Origin of the sequence: Streptomyces sp. NPDC093801 (genome assembly GCF_040701585.1) — a bacterium.
Classification (GTDB): domain Bacteria; phylum Actinomycetota; class Actinomycetes; order Streptomycetales; family Streptomycetaceae; genus Streptomyces.
On record NZ_JBFBDP010000030.1, the window covers coordinates 53,184 to 69,448 of the forward strand.

The following is a 16,265-nucleotide window of genomic DNA, read 5'->3' on the forward strand; positions in this document are numbered from 1 at the left end:
CACGAGAAAGACCCAAGGCCCCCACATGACCCTCCAGCGCCGGATCCTGATCCTGGTCTGCGCCGTCGTCCTGCTCGCCGCCGTCGGCGTGATCGCCGTGGTCCGCGCCGGGTCGCGGGCCGATGAGAAGGACCGGGCCCGGCCCGGCGGCCCGCAGATCACCCCCGGCGCGGTCACCCTCGCCCCGGGCGACGGGGGCCGCCGGATGGTCTTCCGGAACATGGCCTGGGGCCCGCACCGCGACGAGCTCGTCACCGTCCCGGCCACGGCCCCCGACGGCCCCCGCACCTCCTCCGGGGTGAAGTGCCTGCGCTTCTTCGCGGCCGCCGGCACCGGGATCTGCCTGCGGTCCGACAAGGGGGGCGTCCAGGAGAGCTACCGGGCGGTCGTCCTCGACGCCGGCCTCAAGGAGGTCGCGTCCCGCCCCCTCGCCGGGATCCCCACCCGGGCCCGGGTGTCGCCGGGCGGACACCTGGCGGCCTGGACGGTCTTCGTCGGCGGCGACTCGTACGCCGGCACGAACTTCTCCACCCGCACCTCCCTGCTCGACCTGCGCACCGGGAGGTACGACGCCTCGCTGGAGGACTTCACCGTCCTCATGGACGGGAAGACCTACCGGAACGCCGACGTCAACTTCTGGGGGGTCACCTTCGCCGCCGACGAGAGGACCTTCTACGCGACCCTCGCCACCGGCGGCCGCACCCACCTGGTCCGCGGCGACCTCGCCGAGCGCACGGTGACCGTCCTGCGCGAGAACCTGGAGTGCCCCTCCCTCTCCCCGGACGGGACCCGGCTGGTGTTCAAGAAGCGGGTCGAGGGCCTGCCCGAGGATGCCCCCTGGCGGCTCTACGCCCTCGACCTCGCCTCCCTGCAGGAGACCCCGCTCGCCGAGCATCGCAGCGTGGACGACCAGGTCGTGTGGACCGACGACCGCACCGTCGTCTACTCCCTGCCCGGGGACTTCGGCGCGGACCTCTACTCCGTGCCGGCCGACGGCAGCGGCGCCCCGTCCCGTGTGACGGCCTCGGCCCTCGCCCCGGCCTTCCTCGGCTGAGGGGCCGGGGAGGGGCGGGCACGAGGGCCGACGGGGGTCCTGCGGCGCCGGGGCGCCGCAGGACCGGAGGGCCGGGCGGGCGGGTGCCCGCAGGAGCGTTACGCCGGGATCAGCGTCCGGCGCCGGCGCCTGCGGGGCGCCGCCGCCGACAGCCGCAGCTCGATGATCGAGCGGACCGTGGGCCACTCCTCGTCGAGGATCGAGTAGAAGGCCGTGCTGCGGACCGCTCCGTCCAGCCCCCGCGAATGGGCCCGGCGGACCCCCTCGCAGGTGAAGCCGAGGCGCTCCATCGCGGCCCGCGAGCGCCCGTTGCGGGCGTCCGCCCGCAGCGAGATGCGGCGTACGCCCCAGGTCTCGAAGGCGTGGCGCAGCATGAGCAGCTTGGCCTCGGTGTTGATGCCGGTGCCCTGGGCGGCCGGGGACAGCCAGGTGTTCCCGATCTCGGCGGCGTCCGGGATCGCCGTCGCCGGATCCCCGAAGGGCACGCCGGGCACGGCGGGCCAGACGAGCGGACCCTGCCAGTAGTCGAGTTCCAGGAACCGGGTCGAACCGACGACCCGCCCGTCAGACGCTCTGACCACGGCGAACGCAAGGGATCGACCGGCTGCCTGATCGGAAAGGGCGCGGTCGATGTACTCGTGGGACGCCTGCAACCCGTGCGGCACGGGAGTGAAGGCGTAAGTCGTACGATCCTCGGCCCCGGCCTCGGCCAGGGCCTCGGTGTGGTGGGGGGCGAGGGGCTCGAGCCGCACGGAGCGGCCGGCGAGGAGTACGGGTACGGGCACGGAGCCTTCGGTCCTTCTGGGCGGTGGGGTGGTTGCACAGTCTGCGTCCCTGACGTCACCCCCCGCGCAAAACGCGGGTGAAAGGCAACGGGCTGTCAGGTGAACGCGAGTGGCTCAATGTAGCCCCTCAGGGTCCTCTCATGAACCCCCTATTTGGCAATGGCGCAAAGTGTGTTTTCGATGACTTTGGTCCGACGGCCCGAGAGCACTTGATCCATGTTCGCCGACGCCCTTCCGGGCGGCCGACCGGGGCCCCGCGGACGACCGCGCCGACCGTGGCCCGCTCCGCTGTCAAGGCCTCTGACCTGCAAGGATGCGGGGAAGATCCAGAGGGGGAGGGACGGCTGCCGTCGGCGGCCCCCGCCGGCGGCCCGGAAGGGCGCCTCCGCGGCCCGGGTGTCGAACCGGCGGCCGCCGGGGGAGCGCCCACGGGCGGGCGGACCGCGCGGGGGCGGGGGTTGCGCCACCCGGGTCCCGCGCGGGCCCCGCGTCCGCTCCGCTCCCGGAGACCGGGGACGGCGCGGAGCCCCGCCGGAGGACCGTCGGGCGGCCTCCCGCGGAGGGGGCGGGTCCGTGCGGGGAAGGGCTCATTGACACGATGCTGGCGCCCCGCGCGGACACCGGCCAGCCGGAGGCGCCCGCCCGGGTCGGCGCCGCGGTCCGGCCCGCCGACCCCGGGCGCGGACGCCGCGCCGTGCGGCCGTGCCCCGCGGGCCGGCCCGGGCCGAGCGGCCCGACCGGGCCCCCGCACCTGCGGCACCGCGGTGAAATGGCCCACCTGACAGACTGCGGATCGGCCCGCCCCGGCGGGCCGCCGCGGTGATCCAATGGACCGGTGACGATACGGTTCCTGCCCGCGCCCGGAGCGCCCCGCCGCCTGGCCGCCGCCCAGTTGGCCAACTCCGTCGGCGACGGCGCCTACTACGTGTGCTCCGCCCTGTACTTCACCCGCGTGGTGGGCCTCTCGCCCGCCCAGATCGGCCTCGGCCTGACCCTCGCCTGGGCCGTCGGCTCGGTCGCCGGCGTCCCGCTGGGGGCCCTCGCCGACCGCCGGGGGCCCCGCGGCACCTCGGTGCTGCTGGCGCTGGCCACCGCCGCCTCGGTGGCCTCCTTCCTGTTCATCCGGTCCTTCGGGGCGTTCCTGTGCGCCGTGGTCCTCTACGCCGTCTCCCAGTGCGGGCTCGCGGCCGCCCGCCAGGCCCTGCTGGCGGGCCTGGTGGCCCCGGGGGAGCGCACCGGGGTGCTGGCGCACCTCCAGTCCACCCTCAACGCCGGTCTGGCCCTGGGCGCGGCCCTGGGCGGGCTCGCCCTCGGAGCCGGCACCGAGCGGGCCTACCTCGTGGTGTTCGCCCTGGACGCGGTGGGCTTCCTGGTCTGCGCCGCCCTGCTGCGGGGACTGCCCCTGGTGGCGCGCGCACCCGGCCGGGCGGCGGGGGAGCCGCGGCTGGCGGTGCTGCGCGACCGGCCGTACGCCCTGGTCACCCTGCTCAACGCGGTCCTGCTGCTGCGGATGCCGCTGCTGAGCCTGGCGATCCCGCTGTGGATCGCCGAGCGCACCCAGGCCCCGGGCTGGCTGGTGTCGGCGCTGTTCGTGCTGAACACGCTCGCCGTGATGCTGTTCCAGGTGCGCCTGGCCGGGCCCGTCACCGACCTGGACAGCGCCGGGCGGGCCCTGCGGGTCTCGGGGCTGGTCATGGCCCTGTCGTGCGCGGTGTTCGCCGCCTCGGCGCTGCCCTCCTCGGGGTGGGCGGCGGCCGCGCTGCTCGTGGCGGGCGCCGCGCTCCAGGCCGACGCCGAGATGCGGCAGTCGGCCGGCTCCTGGCAGATCGGTTTCTCGCTGGCCCCGGCCGAGCGGATCGGGCAGTACCAGGGTTTCTTCGGCACCGGGGTCCCGGTGGCCCGCACCCTGGGCCCGCTGCTGCTGACGGCGCTGCTCCTGATGTGGGGGATCCCCGGCTGGCTGCTGCTCGGCGGCCTGCTGCTGGCGGCCTCGTTCGCCATGGGCCCGGCGGCCCGCCGGGCCCGGGCCAGGGCCGAGGCCGGCGGCGGGCGGGCGCGGGCCGCCGGGGCGGCCTCGCCCGGGGTCTCCTGACCCCCTCCCGGCGGCCCGGGGCGGCAACGGGCCCTGCGATCATGCGGGGATGGACTTGGACGACGTACTGGGCAGCCTGGAGGCCGTCGGCCCCTTCTTCACCGTTCCGTACGGCGAGGAGCCGCCCGGGCCGGGCTTCCGTCCGCTGACGGAGCTCTACGGGGAGCGGCTCGGCCCGTACGTCGCCGAGGTGGGCGGGCGGATCGGCACCGGGCCGGGCCGGGTGGCGGCCTCGACCGCGCAGTTCGGGATCGTGTCGCGGCTGTGGTCGCTGGGGCTCGGCTGCGCGGCCCTGGGCGGTTCGGTACCGGACCTGGCCCCCGACCGGGTGTGGTGGCGGCTGCCCGACGGCGGCTCGCTGCAGCTGTGGCTGCCCGCGCCGGCCGCCGTCCTGCCCGCCGGGGCCCTCGGGGAGACCGTGCTGGGGAACCTGGAGGTGCTGGACGCCGCGCTGCTGCGGGCCTACGGGGTCTCGGGGAAGGTCCTGCGGGGCAATGCCGCCTCCGGGCTCGTCGGGGCCCTGCGGGTGCTGCTCGACCGGGTGCCGGGGGAGGGGGCCGTGGAACTGGCGGCCGGCCTGCTGGCCGACGGCGGGGCCCTGGCCGGCACGGGGGAGTTCGTCCACGAGGAGGGCCTCGGGGTGGCCTTCGTCCGGCGCAGCTGCTGCCTCTACTACAAGGTGCCCGGCGGCGGGCTGTGCGGGGACTGCGTCCTGCGGACCCGGTAGTGCGACGGGGCCGCCGGGGAGGGGTCTCCCCGGCGGCCCCGCCTCCCGTCCCGACTAGAAGGTCAGGTTCCAGGAGTCGATCTTGCCGGTGTCGCCGCCCGCGTTGTCGTTCACGCGCAGCTTCCAGGTGCCGTTCGCGACCTCCGAGGAGGCGTTGACGGTGTAGGTCTGGTTGATGTTGTCCGTGCTGCCGCCGGCCCGGTTGTGGACCGTGTAGACGGTGCCGTCGGGGGCGACCAGGTCGACCTTCAGGTCACCGATGTAGGTGTGGACGATGTTCACGCCGACCTTGAGGGTGGCCGGGGCGTTGCCGGTCACGCCGGTGACGGTGAGGGGGCTCTCCACCGTGCTGTTGTCGGCGATGGCGAAGTCCGCGGTGTTCTCGAAGTACTTGCCCGCGGGCGGGGTGGCGCCGACCGCCTTCAGGGCGTCGACCTGGCCCTCTCCGAAGAAGGAGTTGTTGGCCGTGGTGCCGGTGCAGCGGCCGTCGGCCGGGCAGGCGATGTCGTTGGCCTGGGTGGCCAGCTTGTCGCGGATCTGCGCCGGGGTGATGCCGGGGTTGGCGCTGGCGATCAGCGCGGCGACGCCCACGACGTGCGGGGTCGCCATCGAGGTGCCGCTCTTGGTGCCGTACTTGCCGCCCGGCAGCGTGGAGTAGACGTCCTGGCCGGGGGCCGCGACGTCGATGACGCCCTGGCCGAAGTTGGAGAACGAGGCCTTGGTGGTGCCGGTGCCGTTCGCGGCCACCGTGACCACGCCCGGGAGCTCGGTCGGGATGTCGAGGCAGGCGTTGGTGATGGTGCGGGTGACCGGGGTCGAGTCGTTGGGGCTCGCGGTGTCGGTCGTCTTGTGGGCGAGGTCGTAGTTCTCGTTGCCCGCGGCGGCGATCTGGAGCGAGCCCTTGCCCTCGGCGTACTCCTGGGCGCGCTTGACGCCCTCGATGATGGCGGCCTGGTCGATGTTGTCCGGGCAGTTGAACTGCCACGGGTCGGTGTAGTAGCTGTTGTTGGTGACCTTGAAGCCGTGGTCACCGGCCCACACGAACCCGCAGATGGTGTTCTCGGCGAAGAAGAACGAGTTGCCCGGCTCGGCGACGCGGACGGCGGAGATCTTCACGCCCGGGGCCACGCCGACGACGCCCTTGCCGTTCTTGGCCGCGGCGATGGTGCCCGCGACGTGGGTGCCGTGCGTGTCGACGTCGCGCCAGGCACCGGTGCGGGTGTCGGGCTTGCCGTAGGCGCAGGAGACGGAGTCGGCGGCGTTGAAGTTCGGCGCCAGGTCCTGGTGCTGGTCGTCCACGCCGGTGTCCAGGATGCCGACCTTGACCGACGCGGAGCCGGGGTTGACGGCCCAGGCCTGGTCCGCCTTGATCTGCGTCATGTCCGCCCGCGCGGGCTCGCCGGCCGGGGTGCTGGCCTGCGCCGGGTTGGCGGGCAGCGCCGGGTTGTACGCGTCGGCGGGGACGTCCGAGGTACGGGTCGCGCCGACCTGCTGGACCCCGCTGACGCCGCGCATCGTGGCGGCGAAGGAGGCCGAGGAGGAGTGGGCGACGATGACGCCGATCTGGTCGAAGTACGAGAAGACCGTGCCGCCGTTGGCGGTGACGGCCGACCGGACCGCCGAGCTGTCGCCCGGGGCGGTGATCACGAGGTAGGCACGGGTGCCGGCAACCCAGGTCGCACTCTGGGAAGAAGCCGGGGCCGAGGCCTTGGGGGCCTTGGGGGCCACCGCGACGGCGGAGCCCGAGGGGCCGACGGGAGCGGTGCCGGCGAGCGCGGCGGGGGCTCCGAGGGTGAGGGCGGCGCCGAGGGCGGCAGCCACCACCAGGGCACGTCGAGGTCGACTGGATATGTGGGGTATCAAAACGTCCTCCGATGACCCGGTGATGGTGCTGGTGGCACCTGCCGGGCCGTACGAAACGAGTGGTGGACGCAAGATGTCAGACGCGCGGCCCCGGAGGGAAGTACCTTTTGCAGCGCTCGACTTGAGACTCGCTGGCCGAAACCCGACGGTCGGTCGCCGGTGCGGGCGTTCCACGCCCTTCGCCGGACTTGCACCCGCTGCGGCGGTTGTGCGGAGGGTGTCCGGATCCGGCCCGGCGCAGCGAGGAGGGGGCGGCGCCGGGCCGGAACGCCGGCCGGGCTGGGCACCGTGGGGGAGAGCCCTGCCCGGCCGGCTTCCGGGGGTGCGCCGGCTACACCGGCACACCGTCCTTGGGGCCCGCCGAGGGGCCGGGGAGGGGGGTCGGGGGGTCGGCCGGGGCCGGGGCGTGGCCGTCGTCCACGAGCACCGACTCGTCGAAGGGCAGCCGCCCCGCGAGGACTTCGGCTGCCCGCTCACGGTCGAACTCCTTGGTCCACGTCCCGATGAGGACGGTCGCGACCGCGTTGCCCGCGAAGTTCGTCAGCGCCCGCGCCTCGCTCATGAAGCGGTCGATGCCCACGATCAGGCCGACGCCGTCGACCAGTTCGGGCCGGTGCGACTGGAGCCCGCCGGCCAGGGTGGCCAGTCCCGCCCCGGTGACCCCGGCCGCGCCCTTCGAGGCCACCATCATGAAGAGCAGCAGGGAGACCTGCTCGCCCAGGGCCAGGGGCCTGCCCGTGGCCTCCGCGACGAAGAGCGAGGACATCGTCAGGTAGATGGCCGTGCCGTCCAGGTTGAAGGAGTAGCCCGTCGGTACGGTGATCCCCGTGACCGGCCGGGACACGCCCAGGTGTTCCATCTTCGCGATCAGCCGCGGCAGCGCCGACTCCGAGGAGGAGGTCGACAGGATCAGCAGGAACTCCCGTCCCAGGTAGCGCAGCAGGGCGAAGACGCTGACGCCCGTGCACAGCCGCAGCAGCGTGCCCAGCACGACGACGACGAAGAGCAGGCAGGTGACGTAGAAGCCGACCATGATGACGGCCAGGGACTTCAGGGCGTCGGTCCCGGTCGCCCCGACCACCGCCGCGATGGCCCCGAACGCGCCCACCGGCGCCGCCCACATGATCATGGCCAGGACGCGGAACACCAGCTTCTGCACGTGCCCGATGCCGCGCAGCACCGGCTCCCCCGCCGGGCCCATCGCCTGCAGCGCGAAGCCGCACAACAGCGCCACCAGCAGCGTCTGGAGCACCTGTCCGCCGGTGAAGGCCGACACCAGCGTGGTCGGGATGATCCCCAGCAGGAACTCCGGGGTGCTCTGCGCCCCGCCCGCCTTGGCCTGCGCCTCGCCCGCGTGGCGGGCCGCCTCCGTCAGGTGCAGGCCGCTGCCGGGCTCCAGCAGGTTCCCGACGACGAGCCCGATGGCCAGGGCGACGGTGGACATCACCATGAAGTAGCCGAGGGCCAGGCCGCCGACGGCGCCCACCTTGGCGGCCTTGCGGACCGAGCCGATCCCCAGCACGATCGTGCAGAAGATCACCGGCGAGATCATCATCTTGATCAGGTTGACGAAGCCGGTGCCCAGCGGCTTCAGCCCGACCGCGGTACCGGGCGCGGCGAAGCCGACGACGATGCCGAGCAGCACCGCGGCGATCACCGCGATGTAGAGGTAGTGCGTTCTGTCGCGTCTGGCGGCCACGTGCGCCTCCTGGTGGTGAATGCGTTCCGGGAGACCATCGCCCACCCTGTGACCCCGGTCACCCTTGCGTTCATTGAGTTCACGGGCCGGTGCACACTGAGCGCCATGTTCCGCTTCCCCCGGCCTCCCCGGAGCCTCGCCGGCCAGCTCTTCGCCATGCAGGTGCTGCTGGTCGCCCTCGTCGTCGCCGGCTGTGCGGTCTTCGCGTATGCGACCGCCCGCGGGCAGGCCGAGGACGCCGCCCGGCGCCAGGCGGGGGCGGTGGCCCGGGCCGTCGCGGACTCGCCGTCCGTACGCGAGGCGGTGCGGGAGGCCGCGCGCGCCGGGGCGGACCCCTCGGCCGCGCTCCAGCCGTACGCGGAGCGGGTCCGGGCGGACGCGGAGGTGGACTTCGTGACGATCATGGCCCCCGACGGGCGGCGCTGGACCCACCCCGACCCGCACCGCATCGGCGAGCGCTTCCTCGGCAACACCGCACGGGCGCTGCGCGGCGAGACCTTCAGCGAGACCTACACCGGGACCCTCGGGCCCTCCATCCGCGTGGTCACCCCGCTCGCCGACGAGGGCGGCCGGGTCGTCGGCCTGGTCAGCGCCGGGATCACGGTCCGCGCCGTCAGCGCCCGGCTCGCCCGGCAGCTGACCGCCCTCGCCTGGGTGGCGGCCGGGGCGCTGGCCCTGGGCGGGGCGGGCACGTACGTGGTCAACGCCCGGCTGCGCCGCCACACCCACGGGATGGACGCGGCCGGGCTGAGCCGGATGTACGACTACCACCAGGCGGCCCTGCACGGGGTCAGGGAAGGGCTGCTGATGCTCGACGGCCGGCGCAGGATCACCCTGATCAACGACGCGGGGCGCGAACTCCTTGGCCTGTCCGGGGAGGTCACCGGGACCGGCGTGGACGCCCTCGGACTGCCGCCCCCGCTCACCGGGGCCCTGCTCGCGGACCGGCCCCGCGTCGACGAGGTGCACCTCACCGCCGAGCGGGTGCTGGTGGTCAACAGCTCGCCGGTGGCGGGCGGCGGCCGCCGCGGGACCGTGGTCACGCTGCGGGACCACACCGAACTCCAGGTCCTCACCGGGGAGCTGGACCACGAGCGCGGCTTCACCCAGGCCCTGCGCTCCCAGGCCCACGAGGCGGCCAACCGGCTGCACACCGTGGTCTCCCTCATCGAACTGGGGCGCAGCGAGGAGGCGGTGGACTTCGCGACCGCCGAACTGGAGCTGGCCCAGGCCCTGACCGACGAGGTGGTCACCGCCGTGGGCGAGCCGGTCCTGGTCGCCCTGCTGCTCGGCAAGGCCGCACAGGCCCACGAGCGCGGCATCGAGCTGCACGTCACCCCGGACAGCGGGGCCATCGCCGCCGGGCCGGGACTGCCGCCGGCCCGGGACCTGGTCACCGTCCTCGGCAACCTCGTCGACAACGCCCTGGACGCCCTCACAGGGGTCCCGGGCGGGCGGATCGCCGTCACCGTGCGCCGGGACGCCGACGGCCTGCTGCTGAGGGTCGCGGACAACGGGCCCGGGCTGCCGGACGGGGTGGACGTCTTCCGGCGGGGCTGGTCCGGCAAGGGGGAGGGGCGCGGCCTGGGCCTGGCCCTGGTCCGCCAGGCGGCCCACCGGCACGGCGGCTCGGTGGAGGCCGGCGGCGTCCCCGGGGGCGGCGCGGCGTTCACCGCCCGGCTTCCGCTGTCTCCGGCGGAGGGAGCGGATCGGGGTACGGCGCCGGACGGCGCCCCACCGCAGCCGCCGGGCCCGGAGGCCGGCCCCGCCGACGGGGCCGACCTCGCCGACGGGGCCGACCTCGCCGACGCGGCCGGCGCCGTCGGCGGGGCCGCCCCGGTTCCGTGCGGCGCCGAGCGGGTCCGCGCCGACGGTGCGTCCGGGGCGGGCCGCACCGCCGCCCGGGCGGCGCAGCGCCCTCTCCCCGGCCGGCCCGACGCGGGCGGCGCCGCATGAGCGCCCCCGTGCGGGTCCTGGTCGTCGAGGACGACCCCGTCGCCGCCGACGCGCACGCCCTCTACGTCGGCCGGGTGCCCGGGTTCACCGCCGTGGCGGCCGTCCACACCCTCGCGGAGGCCACCCGGGTGCTGGAACGCACCCGGGTCGACCTGCTGCTGCTCGACCTGACCCTGCCCGACGGCAACGGGCTGCGCTTCGCGCGCGGGCTGCGGGCCGCCGGGCATCCGGCCGACGTGATCGCGGTGACCTCGGCACGGGACCTGGCCGTGGTCCGCGAGAGCGTCTCCCTGGGCGTCGTGCAGTACGTACTGAAGCCTTTCGCCTTCCCCACCCTGCGCGAACGGCTGCTGCGCTACGCCGAGTTCCGCGCGGCGGCCGGCGAGGCCGTCGGCCAGGACGACGTCGACCGGGCGCTCGCCGCCCTGCGCGCGCCGGCCTCGGCCCAGCTCCCCAAAGGGCTCAGCGCCCCGACCCTGGACCGGGTCGCGGCGCTGCTTCGGGCGGCGCCCGAGGGGCTGACCGCGGCGGGGGCGGCCGTGGCGGCCGGGATCTCGCGGATCACCGCCCGCCGGTACCTGGAGCACCTGGTGGACACCGGCCGCGCGGACCGCTCCCCCCGGTACGGCCAGGTCGGCCGCCCCGAGCTGCACTACCGCTGGCTGGCGGCGGAGGCGGGCTCGGTGTCGAAGGTGTAGAACTTCCGGTGGTCGAGCATGTCGGCCGGGGTGACGTCGTTCCAGGGGCGCATCGTGTCGCGCAGGTCGACGACGTTCGGGGTGCCGGCGGCCGGCAGGTACGGCGAGTTCGGGTTCTTCGCCTGCCAGTCGGCCCACAGCTTGTCCACGAAGGCGTGGTGCATCCAGAACACGGGGTCGTTGGGGGAGACGCCGGTGGCCATCTGGCCGCCCACCCACACGTGCACCCGGTTGTGCAGGTTGGCCCCGCGCCAGCCCTCCAGGTTGTTGCGGAAGCCGTTCGAGGAGCTGTTCCACGGCGCCATGTCGTACACCGGCATCGCGAGCACCGCGTCCACCTCGGCGCGCGTCGGCAGCTGCGCCACGCCCTCGCCGAGCGCGCGGCGCAGGTAGGAGCGGCCGTCGACGCGCACCGCGATCTCCCACTTGCCCGTCGCGTACGCGAACGGTCCGTCCATCACCTGGCCGTCGCGCGCCCGGCCGGTGCCGCCGAGGAAGTCGGCGGCCCAGAGCGAGGAGCGGGCGGTGCGGTCGGCGGTCCAGTCCCAGTAGGGGATCGAAACGCTCTTGTCCACCGCCTGAAGAGCCGCCTCGAACTCGAGGAGAAAGCGGCGGTGCCAGGGGAGGAAGGAGGGGGAGCGGTGGCCGACGCGGTCGCCCGAGTCGGTGTCGCTCATGATGAACCCGTTGTGGGTCGTCACGAAGCGGTCGTAGCGGCCGGTGCGCTTCAGTTCGAGCAGCGCGTTGGTGAAGGCGCGCTTCTCCTCCGCGGTCAGCGCGGCCTGGTTCTTGCGGATGGTCATCACATGCCGCCCATCTGCATCGGGGCCAGCTGGGAGCCCTGGAGCTCGCGCACGGCGGCGCGGGCCAGCGAGGTCGGGTCCGCGAAGGTCTCGTAGTGGTTGACCACGCTGATCCAGGTACCGTCGGCGTTCTGCATGACGTGCAGTTCGCGGCCGTCTATCCGGACGGTGGGCGTGCCGGCGCCACCGTGGTGGCCGCCGTGGTGCCCGCCGCCGGAGGCGGGGGATATCTGGATGCGGCGGCCCATGTACACCTCGTCGACGGTGCCGGCCGGGGTGGCGGCGGCACGCGAGTCGGTGGCGGCGGCGTGCGCGGTGGCGCCTGCGATGCCGAGGACGGTGAGAGCGCCGGCGGTGGTGCCCAGGGCCTGCCGGCGGGTGATCTTGTTCATGGCCGAAGAACTATCAGTGGCCGGAGGGCAGTTGGCCTGAATCCGGACATCAGTGGATAAGTTCTATGTAGAACAAATTAAATGATCTTCCCGTCCGGACCGGCTCCAGTGGGCCGGACGGGAAGATCTGCGGTCCACATCTTACCCGGCAGTAATTTTTTCGGTCCCACGGTACGCATGTGGACGGCGTCACTCTCCGGAGTCGGCCGGAAGCAGTGCCGGAATCCGCCATTCCCGATCAGTCCTCAAGGGTCCCTGAAGTCTGGTTTGGCATGATTCATCCCCTATAGTCCGGAACATGGCTCTTCATCAGACGAAGGACACGCGTGCCGAGGACGCCGACACGGACGTCTTCACGTCCGCCCTGAGCGGCCAGATCCTCCCCAAGTACCGGATCCCCGACGACCACTCGCCCTCCGAGGTGGTCTACTCGCTCCTCCACAACGAGCTCCTCCTCGACGGCAACGCCGCCCAGAACCTGGCCACCTTCTGCACCACCTGGTCGGACGACGGCGTGCACCGGCTGATGAACGAGTGCCTCGACAAGAACATGATCGACAAGGACGAGTACCCGCAGACCGCCGAGATCGAGGCCCGCTGCGTCAACATCCTGGCCGACCTCTGGAACGCCCCGCCCGGCGCCGCCGGCACCGGCTGCTCCACCACCGGCTCCAGCGAGGCCGCCATGCTCGGCGGACTCGCCCTCAAATGGCGCTGGCGGGCCCGCCGCGAGGCAGAGGGGAAGCCCGCCGACCGCCCCAACCTGGTCTGCGGACCGGTCCAGGTCTGCTGGGAGAAGTTCGCCCGGTACTTCGACGTCGAGCTCCGCCAGGTCCCGCTGGAACCCGGAGCCACCGGCCTGCGCCCCCACCAGCTCGCCGACCACGTGGACGAGAACACCATCGGGGTCGTCGCCATCCTCGGCGTCACCTACACCTGCGACTACGAACCGGTCGCCGAGATCGCCGCCGCCCTCGACGCGATCCAGGAGGAGCAGGGCTGGGACGTCCCCGTCCACGTCGACGCCGCCAGCGGCGGCTTCGTCGCGCCCTTCCTCCACCAGGACGTGGTCTGGGACTTCCGGCTGCCGCGCGTCGCCTCGATCAACACCTCCGGCCACAAGTACGGGCTGACCCCCCTGGGCGTCGGCTGGATCGTCTGGCGCACCGCCGACCTGCTGCCCGCCGACCTCGTCTTCGACGTGGACTACCTGGGCGGCGACATGCCCACCTTCGCCCTCAACTTCTCCCGCCCGGGCGGCGAGGTCATCGCCCAGTACTACCTCTTCCTGCGCCTGGGCCGGGCCGGCTACCGCCGCGTCCAGCAGGCCTGCGCCGACACCGCCCAGTACCTCGCCCGGCAGATCACCGACGCGGGCCTGTTCACCCTGCTCTACGACGGCCAGGGCGCACTGCCCGCCGTCTCCTACACCCTCGCCGACCCGGAGGGGGCCGGCTTCAGCCTCTACGACCTCTCCGACCGGCTGCGGATGCGCGGCTGGCAGGTGCCCACGTACCCGCTCCCGGCGGACCGCGAGGACACCGTCATCCAGCGCGTCCTGATCCGGCACGGCGTGACCCGCGACCAGATCGCCCTGCTCGTCGCCGACCTGCGCGCGGCCGTGGAGCACCTGCGCGCCGCCCCGCCGCCGGCCCCGGCCGCCGCACCCCGGTCCGGCTTCCACCACTGACCGGCGCGCCCCTCAGCCCGCGGCCGACCAGCGCATCCCCAGGGCCGTCAGCGCGGCCGCCCGCTCCGGGGCGAGCCTCGCCGCCCGGGAGCGCTGGTTGGCGATCCACGAACCGAGCCGCACCTCCTGCCCCCCGACCCGCTCCACATGCGTACGAGGCACCCGCAGGTGCCCCTCGCGGGAGTGGAACCGCCGGGCCGCCTCCAGGTGCCCGGCCCAGGCGTCGGCATGGCTGCGCCGCGGCGCGGGCCGCTCGCCCTCGCCGGCCGGGGCCAGCCCCAGCGCGTGCTCCAGCAACCACCGCTGCGTCCAGGCGAGCCGCTCCCAGCCCAGCCGCTGGGCCCGTACCCACAGCCCCAGGTCCTCGCCCTGGACCACCACCAGACCCGGGCCCGGGGGGATCGCGCCGCCCGCGTCCAGATGGGCCCGGGTCAGCCGGAAGCCCCGCTGCCAGCCGATGTCCCAGGCCGGGCACCAGGCCGGGTCGATCTCCTCCAGGGCCTCCCGGCGCTCCGCCGGCAGGGCGCCCGGCCCCTCCCGGCGGGCGGCGGCCCGGTTGTTCTTCATCCACACCCCGACCGGAACCCCGTGCCAGGTGGCGTCCACCGGCGGCAGCAGGTGCCCGTGCTCGGCCGCCCAGGCGCGGGCCGCGACGAGCCCCTCCTCGAAGGCCACGTCGAAATGGCTCCACACCATCCCGAGCTCGTCCAGCTCCCGCGTCCGCTCCCGGCCCAGCGCGCCCCGCCGGTACGTGCGCCGCGCGTCCGCGATCCACTGGCCGAGCGGGAACCCGGCCAGGGCCGCCGGCCACTCCTCGCGGTCCGCCGGAACCCGGTACGCGAACGGCACCTTCAGGTCCCCGGCCGCCGCCGCGTAGATCCGGGCCGCCTCCGCCCCGCGCCGCCACCTCGTGTGCTCCGGGTTGAGCACCCGCAACCGGATGAAGGCGGCCAGCAGCGCCGGGTCGCGGGGCGTGGAGAAGCTCAGCAGGGCCCGCGCCCCCGCACCGGGCCCCGCCTGCGCCGCGCCCGCCGCCCGGGCCTTCGGCGCCGCGCTGGGGGCCTGCGGCTGCGCCAGGTCCTCCACCAGCCGCGCGTCGTGCGCCCGCAGCGCCTCCAGGAGCCGCGCGAGGTCCCCGTACGCCCGCGAGGTCAGCATCGAGTCCGGCGACTCGCCGGGCCCCAGCAGCACGGGCACCACCAGCGAGGCCACCTTCCCCTCGCCCGGCCGGATCCGCAGGGCCCGGCCCACGGCCTGCACCAGGTCCGGCATGGAACCGCGGACGTCGGCCCAGAAGACGGAGTCGCACTCCTTGGTGTCCACGCCCTCGCCCAGCACCCGGACGCTGCCGAGGAAGGCCTTGTCGGCGACCCGGTCCGCGGCGAACGCGTCCAGCACCCGCCGCCGGTGGGCCGCCGTGTGCTGCCCGCACAGCCAGTCGGCCCACACCGTGCGCGGGTAGGCCGGCTGCGGGCTCCGGCTCGCCGTCCGCAGCCGGGCCGCGACCGCCGGCAGTCCCGCCGCGAACGCCTCGGCCTCCCTGGTCAGGTGATGGAACACCAGCGTCCGCCGGAAGCCCTGGTCCGCCGCGGCCGTCACCAGCGCCGCCTGGAGCGCTGCGATCCGCATCCCGCGCACCCGGTCCGAGCGTCCGTCCGCCCCGAGCAGCACCGCCGACTGGAAGCCGGGGTCGCTGACGTCCACGCACACCACCCGGTAGGGGGCGCAGATGCCCCGGTCGATGGCCTCGGACAGGGACAGGGTGTGGCAGCGCGAGCCGAACGGCCCGTCCGGGTCGTCCTCCATGGACGCGACCAGCTCGCCGCGCCCCCGGGGCTCCCGGCCGCCGCCCCGCTCCTCTTCCTCCTCGACGTCCTCGCCGTCGCGCCACACCCGGGGCGTGGCCGTCATGTACAGCCGCCGGACGGAGGGGAGCCGCGCGTTGTCGTGCACCACCGCCCAGGGCTTGCCGATCCGGCCCGAGGTCCGGTGCGCCTCGTCGACCACCACCAGGTCCCAGGACGGCAGCCCCGCCACATGGGCCCGCTCGATGGTCCCCAGGCCCAGGGAGGCGTACGTGGCGAACACCGTCACCCGCTCCACCGGCCGGGCGCCCCAGCGGGCGAGGATCCGCGGATCGGTGGTGGTCGGCACCCCCACGTCCTCGCCGCGCAGCGAGCACACCGCCAGCGCCCGGCCGGTGCGTCCGCCCTCCCGCCAGGCGGCGACGGTCTGCACGAGCAGGTCGAGGGAGGGCACGAGGACGAGCACCCGGCCGGCCCGCAGCTCCTCGGAGGAGCGCACGGCGACCAGGGACTTCCCGGACCCGGTGGCCATGATGACCTGGGTCCGCAGCCCCCGCTCCGGCACCCGGCCGTCGGCGGGCAGCTGGAGCGCGCGCACGACGGCGTCGACGGCCTCGCGCTGATGGGGCCGCAGCTCCTTCCTCGGCATGCACCTCACCCCGCCCGCTCTGGTCTGCTCTTTGGACTCCAGCCCCTATCTT

General features: G+C 74.5%; 12 protein-coding genes. 6 read left to right on the top strand and 6 right to left on the bottom strand.

From position 1 onward, the window contains the following. Positions 1-25: 25 nt before the first annotated feature. A complete protein-coding gene (locus tag AB0469_RS30420) occupies positions 26-1,054 on the top strand; it encodes a hypothetical protein (RefSeq protein WP_366454663.1) in 1,029 nt (342 codons plus the stop codon). A 98-nt stretch (positions 1,055-1,152) separates the two neighbouring features. Here the strand turns inward: AB0469_RS30420 and AB0469_RS30425 are convergent, their stop codons facing one another. Next, on the bottom strand, positions 1,153-1,839 hold the full coding sequence (locus AB0469_RS30425) for a GNAT family protein (protein ID WP_042814368.1): 687 nt from the start codon (positions 1,837-1,839) through the stop codon (positions 1,153-1,155). An 835-nt stretch (positions 1,840-2,674) separates the two neighbouring features. Here AB0469_RS30425 and AB0469_RS30430 point away from each other — a divergent pair. Further along, on the top strand, positions 2,675-3,931 hold the full coding sequence (locus AB0469_RS30430; protein ID WP_366454664.1) for an MFS transporter: 1,257 nt from the start codon (positions 2,675-2,677) through the stop codon (positions 3,929-3,931). 49 nt (positions 3,932-3,980) lie between these two features. Then, complete coding sequence (locus AB0469_RS30435) at positions 3,981-4,658, top strand: (2Fe-2S)-binding protein (RefSeq protein WP_366454665.1); 678 nt, start codon at positions 3,981-3,983, stop codon at positions 4,656-4,658. A gap of 54 nt (positions 4,659-4,712) precedes the next feature. On the opposite strand, the gene AB0469_RS30440 is transcribed toward AB0469_RS30435, so the two are convergent. Further along, positions 4,713-6,482, bottom strand: a complete 1,770-nt coding sequence (locus AB0469_RS30440) for a S8 family serine peptidase (RefSeq protein WP_366454666.1) — start codon at positions 6,480-6,482, stop codon at positions 4,713-4,715. Between the two features lie 370 nt (positions 6,483-6,852). Beyond that, positions 6,853-8,220, bottom strand: a complete 1,368-nt coding sequence (locus tag AB0469_RS30445; protein ID WP_366454667.1) for a cation:dicarboxylase symporter family transporter — start codon at positions 8,218-8,220, stop codon at positions 6,853-6,855. Positions 8,221-8,376: 156 nt separating this feature from the next. On the opposite strand from AB0469_RS30445, the gene AB0469_RS30450 reads away from it, so the two are divergent. Further along, on the top strand, positions 8,377-10,176 hold the full coding sequence (locus tag AB0469_RS30450) for a sensor histidine kinase (protein ID WP_366454703.1): 1,800 nt from the start codon (positions 8,377-8,379) through the stop codon (positions 10,174-10,176). Further along, positions 10,173-10,874, top strand: coding sequence for a response regulator (locus AB0469_RS30455; RefSeq protein ID WP_366454668.1), 702 nt, complete (start codon positions 10,173-10,175; stop codon positions 10,872-10,874). The genes AB0469_RS30450 and AB0469_RS30455 overlap by 4 nt, the downstream gene beginning before the upstream one ends. Here AB0469_RS30455 and AB0469_RS30460 read toward each other — a convergent pair. Both AB0469_RS30460 and AB0469_RS30465 read right to left on the bottom strand, forming a co-directional pair. Next, a complete protein-coding gene (locus AB0469_RS30460) occupies positions 10,829-11,677 on the bottom strand; it encodes a tyrosinase family protein (RefSeq protein WP_366454669.1) in 849 nt (282 codons plus the stop codon). The genes AB0469_RS30455 and AB0469_RS30460 overlap by 46 nt on opposite strands. After that, positions 11,677-12,069 carry a tyrosinase family oxidase copper chaperone gene (locus tag AB0469_RS30465; protein WP_366454670.1) on the bottom strand — a complete coding sequence of 131 codons (393 nt, stop codon included), beginning with the start codon at positions 12,067-12,069 and terminating at the stop codon, positions 11,677-11,679. The genes AB0469_RS30460 and AB0469_RS30465 overlap by 1 nt, the downstream gene beginning before the upstream one ends. A gap of 298 nt (positions 12,070-12,367) precedes the next feature. Here AB0469_RS30465 and AB0469_RS30470 point away from each other — a divergent pair, with 298 nt between their 5' ends. Continuing rightward, the gene (locus AB0469_RS30470) at positions 12,368-13,759 is read left to right on the top strand and encodes a glutamate decarboxylase (RefSeq protein WP_366454671.1); all 1,392 of its coding nucleotides are present in this window, start codon (positions 12,368-12,370) and stop codon (positions 13,757-13,759) included. A gap of 12 nt (positions 13,760-13,771) precedes the next feature. On the opposite strand, the gene AB0469_RS30475 is transcribed toward AB0469_RS30470, so the two are convergent. Beyond that, positions 13,772-16,213 carry a Helicase associated domain protein gene (locus AB0469_RS30475; RefSeq protein WP_366454672.1) on the bottom strand — a complete coding sequence of 814 codons (2,442 nt, stop codon included), beginning with the start codon at positions 16,211-16,213 and terminating at the stop codon, positions 13,772-13,774. Positions 16,214-16,265: the final 52 nt, after the last annotated feature.